The organism is Bremerella sp. TYQ1 (assembly GCF_020150455.1).
Classification (GTDB): Bacteria; Planctomycetota; Planctomycetia; order Pirellulales; family Pirellulaceae; genus Bremerella; species Bremerella volcania_A.
In genome coordinates, this window is sequence record NZ_CP083740.1 from 3,039,061 (window position 1) to 3,055,840 (window position 16,780).

Consider the following 16,780-nt stretch of genomic DNA (forward strand, 5'->3'; position numbering starts at 1 on the left):
GTAAATACAGGCACATTCGACGCACACAATGACATGAATTGATCATTATTTCTTGTAGTGTGTGCGCATACTTCGTTACAATACGCAGATCGCGAGCGTGCCGCTGGACCACTCAAAAATAAAGGTGATCCAAGCGTCATTATTTTCTAGGAAGCCGATCACGGCTTCATCGAATCTTCATCTCCCGTTGTGTCGGCCGATGTCGTTTCGGTGGCTGCTTGGGGTATGCGATAACATGCCGCCTCTTGCGAGTTGCGAACCAACAATCGATCGCCGATCAATACCGGATGGTTCCACGTCTTTCCTTCCAGCACGTTTTGGCGGGCCACTTCGTTGAACGCTTCACCGGTCGCTTCGACCAAAACGGCATCTCCCTTTTCGGTCAGCACCAGCAACAGTCCTGCATCTTTCAGCAGCAGCACTTGCCCTTTGCCGTAGCGGCCGTTCTTCCAGTTGCGGTCGCCTGTTTCCAGATCGATGCTGGCAAAGATCGTTCCGTCGAAACCAAACCCGTTGCCCTCGAAGACGACCATGTCGTTGAAGTCAGGCTTCAAGCTTCGTGACGTCCACAACACTTCCGCTTTCAATTGCTCGCCATCCTTCGCAACTTGAATGGCCCTGGTCCCATCACCCATCGTCGAGGGAATAACAATCTTGTCTTCGCCGAAGAGTTGCGGCTGCATCGCGCGATAGCCTCCTTCGACCGGCCACGCATGATTCAGCCACATGGTTCCGTCAGCAGGGTTCACGAAGTCGAGTCCCTGGTTGGTCAAACAAAGAACCGTCGGTCGATCGAACAGCATCACCAGTTGGGGTGAGCTATACGAGTGATCGCCCGAGGGAGCGGACCAAATCAAGTCGCCATCTTCCACATCAAACGCAAGCAAGCCTTTGTCGTCGGCGCCGCCGGCATGCACGATCACGTTGTCTTCGACAACCAACGGCGACGATGCAAAGCCCCACATCGGCGGCTGGCGGTTGGCGACTTCCTTCAAGCTTTTCTGCCACGCGACGGTACCATTGAATGGATCCAATCGCATCAGTTCGCCAGTCGCCCCTAGTGCGAAGAGGGCACCTCCGGCAATCGTCGGCGTTGCCCTGGGACCAGGCCCACCGAGCGGATCGTCGAATCGTGCGGCGAACTCGTGTGCCCAAACTTCGTTGCCAGTTTTGGCGTCGTAGCAAACGACCACTTCGTTCGCGCCTCGTTGTTCCTGCGTGAACAGCAAGTCGCCAGCGACGGCGAAAGAAGACCAGCCTGGCCCGACAGGAACTTTCCATACCTGCTCTAGCGGATGCGACTTCCAATCGCTCGAAATCAGCACGTCGGTTTGAACGCCATCGCGATTGGGTCCGCGAAACCCTGGCCACTGCGGATTGACTATCGCTTCCTGAAATCGCTCTGTATCGATGTCCGCATCGGTGTCGGCCCTGGCCATCACTTTGTCTTCACTGGTAGGGGTCCAACGCCACTTGAGCCCCATCGCATAATTTCCCCACATCCCTTCGTTGCGAACCAACAGCGAGAAGCTGAAACCGAGTGTCATCAAAACCAAAGCAATCAGCGTGCGGCGAAACGTAAGCTGTCGCGCCATGAGAATCGCCCCGATCGCAAACCCGGCCATTCCCATCGGAATCATCATTACCATCATGCCGGGCCCGCGCATGGAAGGATCGACCAGGACGCCGATCACCACACCTAACCCAACGGTTGCGAAGAACCCAACCAGCCGTTCATGCCACCGTGCTCGACTAAGCGAGATCCACCACAGCAAGATGCCGAGCGATCCCAAGACGGGACCAAACGCCGCGACCATCCACACCCAATCGTTCGGTTCGGTCATCAACTGCGGCGACAAACGAGTCACCAACATGATCGCCAACAAAACCCAAACCGGCCACGTCCGCAGCGGCTTCCATTTGCTGGTCGCATCGCTGGATGGGTGTGCTTCTACGGAAACCTGATCGTCGTCACTCATCTCTTTTCCCCCGCCCCGAAGATTGATTTGAATTCGCTATGTGCCATCGTACCCCTAGGGAATACTTCGCTGAACCAGGAAAAGTTGCTGCGTTCTTTGGATTCCACAATTCTCAACATGACACATGCCAGCGGCCCCGTTATTATTTCCTGAACGTGGCTCCCATATGCCAACCATTCATGCTGGCTGATCAGAACGTTTGCCAATTTGCCAAGGAAGAGAACGGAGGCTCCTCATGTCGAAGCGTGACTCGATGCTCTTTTTCGTGGGTGCCGTTTGCGGTGGCGGGTTCGTTTCGTTGGCCGTGCTGATGCTGGTTCTTTTCGGCGGCATTTATCGCTCGCTCAGCAATCCATCCTCCCCGGTGACTCCACCTGCGGAAGTGGAAGAGTTATCGTACGCCTTTCAAGGTTACTGCCCCGTGACGCTCGTCGATGATTGGCAGTGGAAAGTCGGCAATCGAAAGTTTCAAGAGCGGAAGGGAGAGCAGATTTTTCTGTTCGCTAGTTCCGAGCAACAAGCCAAGTTCCAACTTGACCCGATCCCTTACCTGCCGGCGTTCTCAGGGAATGATATCGTTCTGGCCAAAGATGAAAATCAATCCGAGCCAGGCCACATTCAACATGGAATGAAGTATCGCGGCCGCATGTATCTCTTCGCCTCGGAAGAAACGCTCGCCAAATTCGCCGAGCAGCCGACGCGTTACTGGGAAGAATAAACGAAAACGAACCGCGAACCTGCGATGCGTAGGAACTGTCCTGGGCTGCAATCGGCATGACCGAATTGCTTCAATCCCTTTAGGACAGGAGGTGTCCCATGCGATCTTTCCACGACGAAAACTTCGACGAACAACCATCCTTTCGAGCCCATGAGTAAACGCCGCCGCGGCTTCCCTTCGGAAACGAACGTGAAGCATGGTGTCCGCGTCGTGCATGGCGACAAGTTGCTGGAGGAAAAACTAGGTCGCAACGATTTGTGTCCCTGTGACTCTGGCAAACGATTCAAGAAGTGCTGCTTAAAGCGAGGTCGCTTTTGACGGCGTGAATCGGGACGACTACTTTTAGAGACTGAAACATACGTCGCTTGAAACGCGGTATCTTGGGAGCCGAAGATGTCGGACGTTCGCCTGGAACTTGCTCGAACTTCACTCGAGGGACTCTCTCTGGGCGACGCGTTCGGCCAACAGTTCTTCTCTCCTTCGGTTGCCGCGGAAGCGAAGCCTGGCCGTCTGCCACCACCTCCTTGGAAGTTCACCGACGATACGGAAATGGCGATCGCTTTGGTCGAAACGCTCCACGAACATGGGGCGGTCGATCAAGACGATTTCGCACGACGCCTGGCCGAGCGTTATCAGGCCGATCCGCACCGCGGCTATGGAGCCGGGGCACGCGAACTTCTGGAAGCGATCGGGCACGGCGGATCTTGGCGAACGCTCAGTCGAGCGATGTTCGGTGGCAGTGGCTCTTACGGCAACGGGTCGGCGATGCGTGTCGCTCCGCTCGGAGCTTGGTTCGCTGACGATGTCGAGCAAACGATTCATCAAGCGACACTCTCCGCCGAAGTGACTCACACGCATCACGAAGGAATTGTCGGTGCAGTCGCGATCGCCCTTGCTGCCGGCTGGGCAGCTCGCCGCGAAGCGGAACCGGCGGAAGATTTGATTCGCTGGGTTGCCTCGAAGATCGAAGAAAGCGAAGTCCGCAAACGTTTGGAATGGGTCAGTTCGTACCCACTCGATACGTGGCCCTTCACCATTGCATCGCAAGTCGGCACCGGCCTGGAAATCAGCGCCCAGGACACCGTTCCCTACACGGTATGGATGGCCGCCGCATTCCTGGACGACTACGAAAAAGCCCTCTGGACCGCCGCCCGAGTCGGCGGCGACATCGACACCACATGCGCCATCATCGGAGGCATCGTCGCGCTAAACGTCGGCACCCCCGCCCTTCCAGAAACATGGCTACGCTGCCGAGAGAGTTTGAGTTAACGTATCGACGCCCTAACCCCAAGCCCCCTGATCCCCCAACGCAGCACATAAAAAAAGCCGCAACAAGTGCGGCTTTGAGCACCCCCTAGGGGAGTCGAACCCCTGTTTTCGGGCTGAGAACCCGACGTCCTGGGCCACTAGACGAAGGGGGCATGGTGGGTGACTGCTTCGAGGGATATCGGCGATTGATTGTGTTTGAGATCAATCAACGGCGATATTCGAAGGCTTAATCAAGTTATAACGGTTTTTCCTTCCTGTCTAGGGGCCGAACTGCCATCTGACGGGAAGCCGTTGTGGATAAGACATCTGCTGCGGGGCTTCGGTTCGCTTGGGAATCAATCCCCTTCGATCAGTGGCTCTTCGGGATGGACGCTGGCGAACTCGGCGGCCATGTAGCGGTCGGCGACGGCCGTGTCGAGAAATAACTGGCCTACGTGAAAAGCGACCATCGGCAGAATGGCCAACGGGTTGGCGGTGTAAAACTCTGTGGCGATTGCCAGGCCAATCATCAATGTCTTCTGGCTACCTGCGAAAGCAATCGCAATCTCTTCAGGCCTCGAAAACTTGAGTTGCCGTGCCGCTCCGATTCCCAAAAAGAGCGCGGAGAGGTGAATTCCCAGGACCAGGGCAATCATCACGGCAAACGAAAGAACCGTGGGCATTTGATCGGTCGGCAGACCACGCAGCTTCAGCCCACAACTGATGCAGCCGAGCAAGACCATCATCAACACGCCAATCTGGGCGAAAATTCCGAGGGAAAACTTGTTTCGCGTGGCCCAATTCCCTGCGTTGGGCAACAGCCTGGCAAGCTGACCGAACGCCATCGGCAGGACAACAACGACAAAAAGCTTCGTAACCATATCGATTAGCGAAAGGCCCTTCCCGTCGGGCGACGCTCCTATGGTGATCGTGATTTCGCTGCCGGTGGTCCAAAGCAGCCAAAACGGAGTGATAAGAAAGCAAAGCGAATTGGTCACGATGGTCACGATCAACGCGACTGAGTCGTTGCCCCCTGCCCTCCGAGTCCAAACGGCAGCCGATGCGAGCGTACATGGGATAGCCGCCATCAAGTTGATCCCGATCGCAAAGTCGCCGGATGCCAACAGCGAGACGGCCCAGGCAATTAACGGCAAGATGCCGGCGTTGATCAGCGTGGCCAGCATAGCAGCGAATGGCCGACGAATAGCTCCTTGCAAGTCGCCGAATGCCAACGGAAACGCCATCAGAAAGAGTACCGTCACAACGATGCCATTTCGTAACAAGCTCATTTCTGGCAAATCACGAAGAGGCTCGGAGAACGCGAAACCAATGACTACCACTGCTAGCAGCCCGGCCAGGAACCAATGCCTTCGGAGTAAAGATCGCACGCGTTGCTCGCTTTCTGGTCCCCAGGTGGGGTTTGCCGGGCCGACTCTTTTACCTAACCGATCTATCTGCCGATCGGGGTTGCGGTTAGAATCGAAGATCGGTTTGCACTTAACCTCGGTACCTGGGGTAGTTTGCCCGAATTGCGGCCTTTGAATTGGAGCGACCGCCGGGCCTGGCTCAGGACCAAAGTCTTTATTTTGCATAATGTTGCGTTATTGGACAGCGGGCGAATCCCACGGTAAAACCCTTCTCGCCATGATCGACGGCTTTCCGGCCGGGTTGGCGATCGACGAAGAACCCATCAATCGCGAGTTGGCTCGTCGCCAGGGAGGCTATGGCCGTGGCGGACGTCAACGAATCGAAACGGACAAAGTCGAAGTGATGACGGGGATCTGGAAAGGTCTCACGCTGGGAAGTCCGATCGCACTGCAAGTGATCAATCGCGATTACAAGCTGGAACGCCTGGAAGATCTTCCGCGTCCGCGACCAGGTCATGGCGATTTGACGGGAGCAATCAAGTTCCTCGGTCCGATCCGGGCCATTTTGGAACGTGCGAGTGCTCGCGAAACGGCCGTTCGCGTCGCCGCAGGTGCTTTGGCCAAACAGCTTCTGGCCGAGTTCGGCATTCAGGTTTACGGTTTCGTCGACGAGCTCGGCGGCGTAGCCATTGATCGGCCAGAGAACGTCGATGATGTCGACGCGATGATTGCCAAGCGTGACGAAAGCATCATCTACTCGCTCAACCCTGGGCAAGATCCCGAATTCAAAGAACTGATCGACAAGACCGGTAAGTCGGGCGACACGCTCGGCGGGATTGTGGAAGTTCGCGTTGTGGGGGCTCCGTTCGGTTTGGGTACGCACGCCCAGTGGGAACGCAAGCTCGACGGCAAGTTGGCCCAAGCGGTCATGGCAGTGCAAGCGATCAAAGGTGTCGAGATCGGCATGGGCTTTGAAGCCGCCCGCAAGCCTGGCTCGCAAGTTCACGACCCGATCCATTACGATCCGATGGAACACGAGTCGACGAACCTTGGCTATACCCGGCCAACTAACAATGCCGGCGGCTTGGAAGCAGGCATGACCAACGGTCAGACGATCGTAGTTCGTGCGGCCAAGAAACCGATCAGCACGCTTCGCAAGCCGTTGGAATCGGTCAACCTGGAAACGAAAGAATCGGACGCTGCTTCGTACGAACGCAGTGACGTTTGTGCCGTTTCCGCGGCGAGTGTGATCGTGGAAAGTGTCGTGGCATTTGAGATTGCCACGGCCATGGTCGACAAATTCGGTGGTGACAGCCTGGAAGAAATGAAGGCTCGCTACCAACTGTTTATGGACATGGCCCGGAAGCGTTAATCCCGGCCGCCAATTTTAGCGCACGCCAAGCAAGGATGTTCGGCATGCACGAATCGACGAGACGCCTGCTCTGCCGGGTCGCATTTCTGCTGGGATGCGTCGTACCGACGATGTGCACCCTCTCGTGGATTACGTACCGACAATCTTCCTGGTCGGTAGCGGCAGTCGAAGCAGAACTCTCTGACACGATCGGCTTAAAGTGTCGCATTGCGAAGTACTATAACCCCAAACCAAGCAAATGGGTCTTCGAACAAGTCCGCTTGGAACGCGCCGGCAGCGACGCCGTTTTCTTCCCGGTATTGAAGGCTGAACTTGTCGACGAGACCTGGCTGTTTTCCGCAGATGAAGCGGAAGTGGCTTGGAATGCTCGACATCGATTATGGGAAGCACTTCAAGAGGGAGTTCTCTTGAATCCAACCAGCGATCAGGCCTTTCGCCTGACAGTTGCGAAGATCTCTTTTCTAGATGGCACAATGCCATCGCTCAGCCAATTGGACGTAAAGCACGACCCCAACAGCCAACCGACGTTAACGAGTTCGGTTGTACTCGGCGATACAACTCAGAATTCGGCATTGATCGCCAACATCGATACTAGCCACCCTGTCCACTGGCGTGTTCAATTAGCGAGCACCGAAAAGCCTATCCCGATCCATCCCTGGCGATTCGCGTTTCCAGAATTGGCTGGCCTTGGTGACGAAGCGCAGTTCTTGGGTCAGGTCTCCATGGAGCTGAACCACTCCTATCCCTATCTAGAGTTAAACGGCGAGCTACAGCAGATTGATCTTAATACAGCGTTAGCAACCAACAATCAATTTGGATCGGCGGGACAAGCGACGCTTTACCTAACGCGCGTGCTTATTCGAGACAGCAACTTCGTCGAGGCACGTGGAGGTATTCGTTCTTTCAATGGTCAGCTGCCACGAAAACTACTGGATCGCGCCGTAGAACATTTGGGGGTTCACGTTGTACCGCCCTTACAGCAGCAAGACCTCGTAGCTTATCACGAGATGACCATTGGCTTCGATTTAAAGCATGGCCGGCTAAGTCTGCGAGGACTTTGCGACGGCTTTGCGGAGGGAACCATGATGGCGGGGCCGTATCAGCCAATCGTCTTCGAGGGACGAAATCAGGAGCTACCCGCTACAAACTTAGCAAGTGTTTTTCACGACAACCAATTTCCCATGGTCCCCGCTTCGCAGCCGGCCGTGGATATGGCTCGCTGGCTAACCGCCCCAATGCTGGCCGAACGACCAGGCAGTGCACTGCGGTAGCCAACAAAATAACGTGGGTGCGATTCCCTTTGATACTTGCACCCTACATGGATTGACCGACGTCCCTTACCGGGCGTCGGCCAAGCCGCCGCCCTCTTCGTTCGGTTCCGGCAGGTCGGTTTTGATGACCACTTCTTCGACGTCGTTTTCGTCGACCACCGACAGCTTCGAGAGCTGGAAGCGGAGGGCGACCAAGCCGAGACCGATCCAGTTGGCGGCGACGAAACCCATCACCATGATTTCACTTCCCTTACCACCACTGCCGTACGAGTGCAGACCAACGGCGTCGCCACCTTTGAACAGCGGCAACAGGAAGTTCACTCCGTACCAACTGCCGACGATCGCAGAGAAGCCAATGATCGTTCCGACCACCAAGCCGAAGTTGTTGAACCATCCAGCGAACCGAGCATGCAGAATCGCCACGTAAATCAACAGCGTGACCAGCGCCCAAACTTCTTTCGGATCCCAGCCCCAGAAGCGGCCCCAGGAAACGTCGGCCCAGATACCACCGAGGATCGTTCCGGTGGCCAACAGCAGCACGGCAACTTGGATCGCACGATAACAGTGCTGACCGAGGGTGAAGCATTCTTCTGGCGGACGATAGCTCATTTGCGGTCCATGTCCATGAGCCGGAGCGAGACCTTTGTTCAAGGGGCTCGCTGCGACAGGAGCACGATACTTGCCGAACATGTAGTAACCGAGGGCCAACCAACCGAGCCCCCAAGCCAGAATACCAGCCCCGTAACTAGCGACGATCGTCAGCACGTGGATTGTTAACCAAACGTTCGAGCGAAGCACCGGCTGAAGTGGCGAGAACTCAGTATTGAGTACGCGCGACGAGCCGGTGTCCACAATCGGAGCGATCGAAGCGACGCAAAGCAGGAACGTTCCGCAAGCAGCGGCCGCGAGACCGTAGTAGTTACGCTGGTACGTCTTCTCGAACTTGTCATTCAGCTTCGCATCGATCAGCCAGTCGTAAACACAGAAGATCGGCAACGCAATCGCGGCAATCAATAGACGTGGAACGTACCAGACGCAAAGCGTCAGGACCAACATCTTCACCAATAGGAAGATTGACGCGTAGATGACACCGTGAGCAGCCATCTGATCGAGGAAGTCGGTCATGTTGATGATCGGGCGATTACCGTCATAGACCGGTCGCATGGTCATGAAGTGGAACATGATCAACATGAGCGGCAGTCGGATGATCACCGAAGCCCAGCCGAACAACGTCCAAACGAAGCTGGAGAACATCTCTAAATGGCTTTTCTCCAACTCTGATTCTTCCCAGGTAAATGGAATGGCCGTGGCCCGCCAAGCGGCAAGTCGACCACGATCGATTAGCGGAAGAATCAAAAACATCAGCCCCAATGCACACACGACCCAGGGCACGAAGATGACCGTCTCGTACATGTTCGTGACAGGAGCCCAACCGGTGACGACGACTCGCATATAGAAGCCGTAGGTCGACCAGATAAGACCGAACACAAGGAATACAACGCCGGTCCAGAACATCGGCTTACGCATCATCGCAAACGCAAGCGCGAAACCGAGCGTGGCGATGAACGTAAAAATCCATGCGTACATGAATGGGTCCATCGTGTTGTAGCGAACTTCCGTGGCGATTCGGTAGCTATCCATCGGCGGGTAAGCCGTGTAAGTCAGAATGCCGGAATCTTTCTCGTCGGGGCCGATCGTTTCTTCGATCACATCCACCCGTTGGTCGTTATTCTGCTGACCAAGTCGCTGCAGGCTGTCAGCCAATTTCTCCATCGCAGGACGAACATCACCACCGCTGGCGTAAGCCTTTTCGGCAGCCTGCCAGTTGGAACGTACGGCGTTGACCATCTGCATGTCGTAGTCGTCCAACACGGCATCGGAACCATACAACAGCGTCGTCAGGCCGAGCCATGGCTGGGAAAGATCGCTCGGATCGCGCGACTTGCTCAACGCGTATGGATTGAGCGACGGCACGACTTGCACATGATTTCCGCTGCGATCCATCGACGTCGAAGACGTCAGGGCCCCGGTGTTGGCGTTCTCGTAGAGACCGAGATGAATCTCGAGTCCTAAATGTTCCAGCTGGCGAACACGCACCAACATCGACTGGAACATCGGCTTGATGTTGTCATATTCCGAATCGCTCAGCGTGGTGCTGTTGTTGACGGTGTCACGTTGCTCTTCCAGGATCTTTGCTAAGTTCTTGGCCGCGTCGCGGAACTGCTGTACGACCGGTTCCATTTCCTGGGTAGTCGGGGCGAACTCTGGTTCGACAGGCTCGACTGACTCAAAGTCGATATCGAGTTCCAGCATTTCCGCGGCCGAAAGCTCTTCGCCATCGTCTCCCTCCATGTCGTCGACTTGGGGAACGACAAGAACTTCGTCCTTATTGACGTAAGCGGCCTGGGAAATCTCGACCAGTTCGTCGAATGATTCCAGCAACTCGCGCGAAGCAGCACCCATCGGGTGATCGCCACCGAGTTGCTGAAGCGCCGTCAGCTGATTCTTCAACGTTCGTTCGTCACTGGCTCCATCGCCGAAGATGATTTTCGCAGCGGCAAAGACCTGGGCGGCAAAGCGATCGCGAGCGCCAGGGATGGGCAGCGGATCGGTGACGGCTACCTTCTTGCGTGGATCGAGAGTGACTTCCCGGAACACACCGTAACGGAACATCATCTCTCGCCAGATGTGCGAATCCATCGCGGTTTCTTCCAACTCGCCGCTGGCTGCTTGTTCCTGGCGGCGTTCTTCCATTTCGCGGAGATAAAGTCGCAGCTGCGGCGACGTGGCGATATCATGTGGTGACACGAAGTTCAGCTTCATGCCATTGGGACCGTTGACGGGGAAACCAAGCTCTTCACGAACATCTTCGCGACCGAGATAGATGAACGGAACGCGTTCCCACTTCTCAGGCCGAGCGAGCCAATCGAAAACTAATTCGCTCGGCGTGAACTTGCGAAGCTTGCCTTCGGGGAAGATCTCTAGCGCACCAGCGAATTCTGGCTTCTGAAGTTCTTCCTCGGTGTAGTAGTCGGTCAGGTTGAACTTCGGCTTCGACTTGTTGAACTCGGTGATCTTCTGGACGACCTGACGCGCGTAGCCATCCATCGGTTTCACGCGACCGTGGTGATAGACGGGCACTTCACGCCATACATCGTCCGGGAACGATTCGTCCGCTTTGACAGCCCCAAACGCGAGCAGCGTACCGCATATCGCGAGCGCCGCGATTCCCATCGTTCGTAGAATTCCGCCGTTCATGTTATTACCAGTCATTATCACGAAACCACTTCTGTCTTGATCGTCGTTGGGTGAGCTTTCGCTTTCGCCTGAGGATCGGACGTTCGTTTTGTTTTGAAGAAATACGCTCGCATGTAGAACATGCAGGCAATCCCCCCGATCACGAACAAACATCCCCAATACCGCAGCGCGGTGCCGGGGTCGTAGTTGACCGAGAAGACCGATTTATAAACTTCGGAATCATTGCTGCGTTTCGGGACGAACTCGCGATACTGCGCAGTCCCAGCCAGATAGGGCCCTTCGAACGACTCCTGGAAGATTCGCAAATCGCGTCCGCCGGCTGGTTCAGTAAAATCGTCCGGGGCGTTCATCGTGATCCAGACATCGCGTTTCAACAAAGCGGTCTGAGTGAAGAGCAAGTCGCCCGTGTCGGGATCGATGGCCAAGCCATCTGGCTTGTTCAGCAGCTTGGCATGCAGCACTTCAGGATCGCTCGATGGCTTGCTCAAGTCGAGCACACGAATCACCGTGTTGATCTCTTGCGGAGCGGAACGATCGATCGCCGGATCGCCCAAATGCTTTCGGGCATTCGGGTCGATGCCGTTGGGCGTTTCATCGCTCCAATACAGCAGCTTGCTCTGGGTATCGACCGCCAGACTGTTGGGCCGTCCCTCCTTGGTGTAGGTGTATAAGTACGACGTGCGAGGATCTTCGGTAGACGACTTTCCAATGGCATTGTTGGCGTCGTCGGCGAAGTAGATCGTCTTCTTCTCAGGGTCGATGGCAAGTGCGGTGACAACGCCGGCACCCTTGAGCCAACTGGTTTCCATTTCGCTGCCGTCGTCTCTGACTCGGCCAATCGCCTTGCCTGCCGGGTTACCGAAATAGACCCAACCGCTCTCCGAATCAACTGCCAAGCCACGAGGCGTACGGTCGAACATCGTTACTGCCGTCGGGCTTCCACTGAACAGATCGGCCTGCATCAAGACATCGACGTCGGAACGAGCGAGACGGCTCGACTGCTTGGCAAGCCACCACAGTTTATTGCCAGCGGTGTCGACCACTAAGTCTCGGGGATCCTTGCCGGCACGCGTCACAATTTCCGTGGCTGGTTCTTCCGGTTTACTCAGATCTTTGACGAGAATCTTCTGTGTGTTGTCCGCTACGTCAATCCAGTAAAGCATCGAGCCTGCTTTGCCGATCGACGTGGGATTGCGAGCTTCAACCACTTCCAACTGCGTGAACTGATCGCTTCCGGATGGAGAACGCATGAAGTAACGATCGTGCTGACGATCGAGATATTGCACGTCACTGGAATAGTGCGACGGCTGCGAAGTACCAGGATCTAAGCGGCGTTCGAATTGATCGAGCTGGATGCGGAACCCAATCGGGTACGACTTGATCGGCATCGAGAGCTTTACTTCGCGGTCCCCCACGGTCAGCGTATGCAGCGTTGAACCGTCATCGAGTCCGACATCTGGTTCGTTCATGTGGGCACGCAGCCAAAACTCTTCGGTCTTGGTATCGTCATCCGTTTCGCCTTGCACCGTCAAACGGACTTTGACTGCAGGCGTGTTGCCCATAGGTCCAGATGCACCAAATGGCAACGGAGCCGGCTGGGCCATCGGCTCGCTTGCGGCGACGAGGCTTTTCACATACATCCGCAGCGTGGCAAACGGCATCTTGAACGCATCAACCGCATCGAGTTCCGTCGCGTCACTTTTTAGTTCGCCAGAAGCAACGACCTTTTTGCGATTCCAGTAACGATAGAAGACTCGCTTTGCTTCGGTAGATGATTCGTCTTCCGCCCCTTCGGCAACGCCTTGAATGAGGTCGATCCGAGAACCATTGTCGCCACCACGCATGAGCTGGGCCGCATCTTTCTCGCCGAAGTCGTACCAGTAGTGGCCGTAAACATTTTCGGCGAAGCCTTGCATGTTCATCTGCGGCATGTTGGCCAACAGCGTCAGCTGGTCGACTTTTTCGTCCCCTTTCAGAATGTCGATCACCACGGTCGGATTGCGTGGTTCGGCCCCTTCCTCTTCCGGGACTTCAACCCAGACGAAGTCCTTGCCATCAACTTGATCGAGCTGTGCCGTGGGGAAATACGACTTAACTTGATAGGTCAAATCAGATGCTTCGATAGGCTGTGGGTCCTTACCAAGCTGCTCTTTGACGTCAATCACCGTCGTCTTGCCGTCGACATACAGAATGGCTTGACCGTTCTCGCCAATGGAACCTTCTTCCGGCACGCACTTTAGAAAAGCTTCCGTCGCGGCGCGACTTCCAGCCATGTGAAATGTCATGCTGCCGCCACCGCTACGCTGGCCGTCACCGATGCCGTACTTATACTTCGGCTGCTGAGTCGCCTTGAAAACAGACAGCCGCATCGGCATCCACTGCTCGCCAACCGCTTCCATTCGCCCGTCGGCTGCACGCTGAGTCGTCTCAGGCATGCTCATCATCACTTGAATGGTCGGCGTGTTGTCCCACCATTTGCAATCTGCATAGTAATCGAGCACTTCCAGCTTCACGCCGTCGTGGTTGTACATCACGTTGCCGGCGCGGTTTCGCATGGTGATATAAAACACCGGCGTAAACCATTTCGCGAGATCAGGCTCGGCGACTTTCCAATTCTTGAAACCTTCGCCGTACGATGCCCAGTTGAACATGCCAGGTGCGAAGTCGATCGTATGACGCTGTACTTCATTGACTGCCGGCCCCATCATCGGAGCCCCCATGGCGTCGTTGTTGACTCGCAGATCGAAGTAGTAGGCGTTGTCGAAAGCGAGCTCGGACGAATCATGTTCCCAGACGTGAACTTGGGCATCGATGCCCTTGCTGCGGCTGATTGCTCCGCTGAGCAGAAGCATGAGCAATCCGATATGCGTGATCACAAACCCTGTCTGGTGTCGCTTCCAAGGATAACGAATGGCTGCCGCGCAAAAGATGTTGACCCCCAACAACCCATAAATCAATCCAAACCACCACGAACGGTAGACATAAAACTGCACGACGTCGGTGTTGAAGGTTGCTTCAACGAACGTGGCAAAGATCAGCGCAATCGCCATCAAGCTAATCAGCACCACTGCTAAGCTGAGCGATGCTGCGAACTCGTAGAAGTGCAGCAGGATGCGAACCGGAAGAGGTTGATCAGGGGAGACAAGTTTGGGTCTTGCCACGAGTTATTCCATGAGGTCAGGAAGCAAGCGATTCGCTTGAAAAGCAAGGCGGGGTGATGATGTGGCCCTCCCACAAGATTGCCATGGGAGGAACCTTAGCCACGCCTGTGGCATCACGATCGCGGCTTCGTAGTTTCGTTCTTCGCGAAAACTGGGAAGCGGGGCCCAGTCATCGATTTTATTTTGGCCAAATTGCCTAATCTGGCAACAACTTACGTCCATGTGGTCGTCGCCGCTTGAGGCATTACTAGTATTATAGCGCGGCGACCGCTTACGGATACATGGTCGTCGGGGAACCCGCAGACTTAGTTTTCCGAATTTGTCCCATCTTGGCCGGAAAATCCGGATAGGAAGCCCCGGATTTCGAAGGCGAATCGCCCCGTAGCCCCGCAGAGGTAATTCCCTAAAGAAAAAACCGCATTTCACTTGGTTGTGAAACGCGGTTTTGTACTTTCCAAGCAATCACCCGAAGGTGACTACGGCAGCATGCTGAGGATACCATCCATCAATGTGCTGTTGAGTGCATAAGGCTCGTTGTAGCTCCACATGTTCCACATCAAGTCGGTCGCCATCAGGCCGCACGCGACCAGCAACACTGCCGTGATGCCCAAGCTGAGAACGTTCATGAACGAGTAGGGAACTTCCGCTGGTGCGGCGGCAACAGGAGCGGCCGCGGCCATCGTTCCACTTCCGGCCATCACGGAATCGTCGTCCGCTTCTAGACCATCACTTTCACCGAGGCCGCCGAAGTCGTCTCCTTCAAGCGCGGCACTGCCGAACAGGCCTGATTCGGAAGACATCGAATCGGAGTCCAACGCGATCACTTGCGAACCGCTGTCGTCATCTTCCAATTCCCCTTCCACAGGCGTCAACAGGAAGTCATCTTCTGCCGCCCCTGAGGCTGATTCAGCTACTTCAACTTCTTCGATCTCTTCGACTTCTACCGCCGATACTTCTGCGGCATCGTCGTCGCTGATCAATTCCAAACCGCTGTCGCCGCTGGAAAGGGAGAAGTCACTGTCATCTTCCGAGTCCGCAGCGAGTCCAACACCACTGTCGTCGTCGACCAGGTTGATTTCACTTCCACCCTTGGAAGCAGGTTCGTCGGCGAGACCAAGCTCGCTGTCGGAAGCGAGCAAATCCATGCTGCTGTCTTCGTCATCTTCGATGTCGAGCGTCAATTCGCCGCTGCTGTCATTGTCGTCCAGCCCAATACCACTGGTTCCGAGATCAAGCGATTCATCGTCTAAGCCAAGGCTTAGGCCACTGCCGGTACCTTCTGGGTCAGCAGGTTCGCTACCCAAGTCAATGTTGGCGTCGCTCCCATCGTCGTCGGTTAATGAAAGCTCTTCGTCGTCGTCCGACAGACTGAAACTATCTTCGTCGACTGGCTTGTTGATGGACGAACCTTCGAGAATGTCCGAACCTTCGCCGAGATCCAAGCTGCTGAGATTGGATTCGCCGGCAGGGTCGATGCTACTGCTGGAGGAATCTCCCAGTCCGATATCGCTATCCAAGCTGAGCGAGCTGTCGGAATCATCACCGATGATGTTCGAGGAGCCGCTGTCGCCACCTTCGCCGGTGTCGGAGATAAGCAGGCTGTCCATCGATCCGGACGACCCTTCATCCGAATCGGTCACGCCGCTCAGTTCAAATTCCTGGCTTTCGCTGTCGCTGCCGCCGAGGCCTTCTTCGGCGAGAACCGCTTTCGCCTTTTCAACTTCGTCTTCCTTGAACTTCCAGCTAGATCCATCTCGGAAAGCGCGGACTTTGCCACGTTCGCGGAGGTCTTGGATCGTTTCCTCAGAGACACCGAGCTTCTCGGCGAATTCAGAAAGTGGAAGATAATCGGCCATGATGGCTCCCAAAAGGTTCCAACCTCGCGGGAAGCCATATTCCTATGGCGACCCCACTACGGTTGGTTGAGCAGTGTGCGAATTTCGCGCGGGCTTGGTTCGCCCCCGTTAAATTCCTCGATGAGTAAGTCCCATTGTAAGTTGCGAACGCTTTTCAAGGAAACTTTCCCCCCGTTTCCTTCCACATGATAAACGGCCAAAACCCGTGTTTCGGGGTCGACCATCACCATAAATTGGCCACCACTTTCGCACGGCATATTGTGTACGACCAATCCGCTGGAGACTGGAAGTCCATGCTGCTTTTGGGCCCATGCGGACGAGGTATTGCGGAAAAGTTCAGCGCTCAGCGTGACAGCGACCATGACAACGATCGCCGAGAGAAGCGTCTTCCACATAAATCACCTAGATTACGCGATTTACGGAATCGTTCCTCCAAGACTTATTCTAGAAGCCCAATTCCGAGATGCAACTATTTGTAGGACGGTTATTTAGGGTGAATTGACGGCGACAACCACCATAGCGGGGGTCAACGTGCTCAATATCGTCATTT

11 protein-coding genes and 1 tRNA gene are annotated in these 16,780 nt (G+C 55.4%); 5 read left to right on the forward strand and 7 right to left on the reverse strand.

Translation table 11 applies throughout. The annotated features are described in order from the left end of the window. Positions 1-158 precede the first annotated feature (158 nt). Positions 159-1,979 carry a PQQ-binding-like beta-propeller repeat protein gene (locus LA756_RS12090; RefSeq protein ID WP_224440131.1) on the reverse strand — a complete coding sequence of 607 codons (1,821 nt, stop codon included), beginning with the start codon at positions 1,977-1,979 and terminating at the stop codon, positions 159-161. A 235-nt stretch (positions 1,980-2,214) separates the two neighbouring features. Between LA756_RS12090 and LA756_RS12095 the strand changes: the two genes are divergently transcribed. The 3 genes from LA756_RS12095 (at position 2,215) to LA756_RS12105 (ending at position 3,966) form a co-directional block, all read left to right on the forward strand. After that, complete coding sequence (locus tag LA756_RS12095; protein WP_224440132.1) at positions 2,215-2,697, forward strand: hypothetical protein; 483 nt, start codon at positions 2,215-2,217, stop codon at positions 2,695-2,697. Positions 2,698-2,847: 150 nt separating this feature from the next. Next, positions 2,848-3,015 carry an SEC-C metal-binding domain-containing protein gene (locus LA756_RS12100; protein ID WP_224440133.1) on the forward strand — a complete coding sequence of 56 codons (168 nt, stop codon included), beginning with the start codon at positions 2,848-2,850 and terminating at the stop codon, positions 3,013-3,015. 75 nt (positions 3,016-3,090) lie between these two features. Beyond that, entirely contained in the window at positions 3,091-3,966 is an 876-nt protein-coding gene (locus LA756_RS12105) for an ADP-ribosylglycohydrolase family protein (RefSeq protein ID WP_224440134.1), read from the forward strand. Between the two features lie 79 nt (positions 3,967-4,045). On the opposite strand, the gene LA756_RS12110 is transcribed toward LA756_RS12105, so the two are convergent. Beyond that, positions 4,046-4,118: transfer RNA gene (locus LA756_RS12110), tRNA-Glu, on the reverse strand. A 183-nt stretch (positions 4,119-4,301) separates the two neighbouring features. Then, a complete protein-coding gene (locus tag LA756_RS12115; RefSeq protein WP_224440135.1) occupies positions 4,302-5,333 on the reverse strand; it encodes a bile acid:sodium symporter family protein in 1,032 nt (343 codons plus the stop codon). A 205-nt stretch (positions 5,334-5,538) separates the two neighbouring features. Here LA756_RS12115 and aroC point away from each other — a divergent pair, with 205 nt between their 5' ends. Both aroC and LA756_RS12125 read left to right on the forward strand, forming a co-directional pair. After that, positions 5,539-6,684 (forward strand): chorismate synthase, encoded by a 1,146-nt coding sequence (aroC, locus tag LA756_RS12120; RefSeq protein ID WP_224440136.1) that lies wholly within the window; start codon positions 5,539-5,541, stop codon positions 6,682-6,684. A 44-nt stretch (positions 6,685-6,728) separates the two neighbouring features. Beyond that, positions 6,729-7,955, forward strand: a complete 1,227-nt coding sequence (locus LA756_RS12125) for a hypothetical protein (protein ID WP_224440137.1) — start codon at positions 6,729-6,731, stop codon at positions 7,953-7,955. 66 nt (positions 7,956-8,021) lie between these two features. Here LA756_RS12125 and LA756_RS12130 read toward each other — a convergent pair whose 3' ends face one another. The 4 genes from LA756_RS12130 to LA756_RS12145 form a co-directional block, all read right to left on the reverse strand. After that, on the reverse strand, positions 8,022-11,228 hold the full coding sequence (locus LA756_RS12130; RefSeq protein ID WP_224440138.1) for a cytochrome c biogenesis protein: 3,207 nt from the start codon (positions 11,226-11,228) through the stop codon (positions 8,022-8,024). Between the two features lie 2 nt (positions 11,229-11,230). Next, complete coding sequence (locus LA756_RS12135) at positions 11,231-14,374, reverse strand: hypothetical protein (RefSeq protein WP_224440139.1); 3,144 nt, start codon at positions 14,372-14,374, stop codon at positions 11,231-11,233. 476 nt (positions 14,375-14,850) lie between these two features. Then, positions 14,851-16,230, reverse strand: coding sequence for a helix-turn-helix domain-containing protein (locus LA756_RS12140; RefSeq protein ID WP_224440140.1), 1,380 nt, complete (start codon positions 16,228-16,230; stop codon positions 14,851-14,853). Positions 16,231-16,286: 56 nt separating this feature from the next. Then, on the reverse strand, positions 16,287-16,625 hold the full coding sequence (locus LA756_RS12145) for a hypothetical protein (protein ID WP_224440141.1): 339 nt from the start codon (positions 16,623-16,625) through the stop codon (positions 16,287-16,289). Positions 16,626-16,780: the final 155 nt, after the last annotated feature.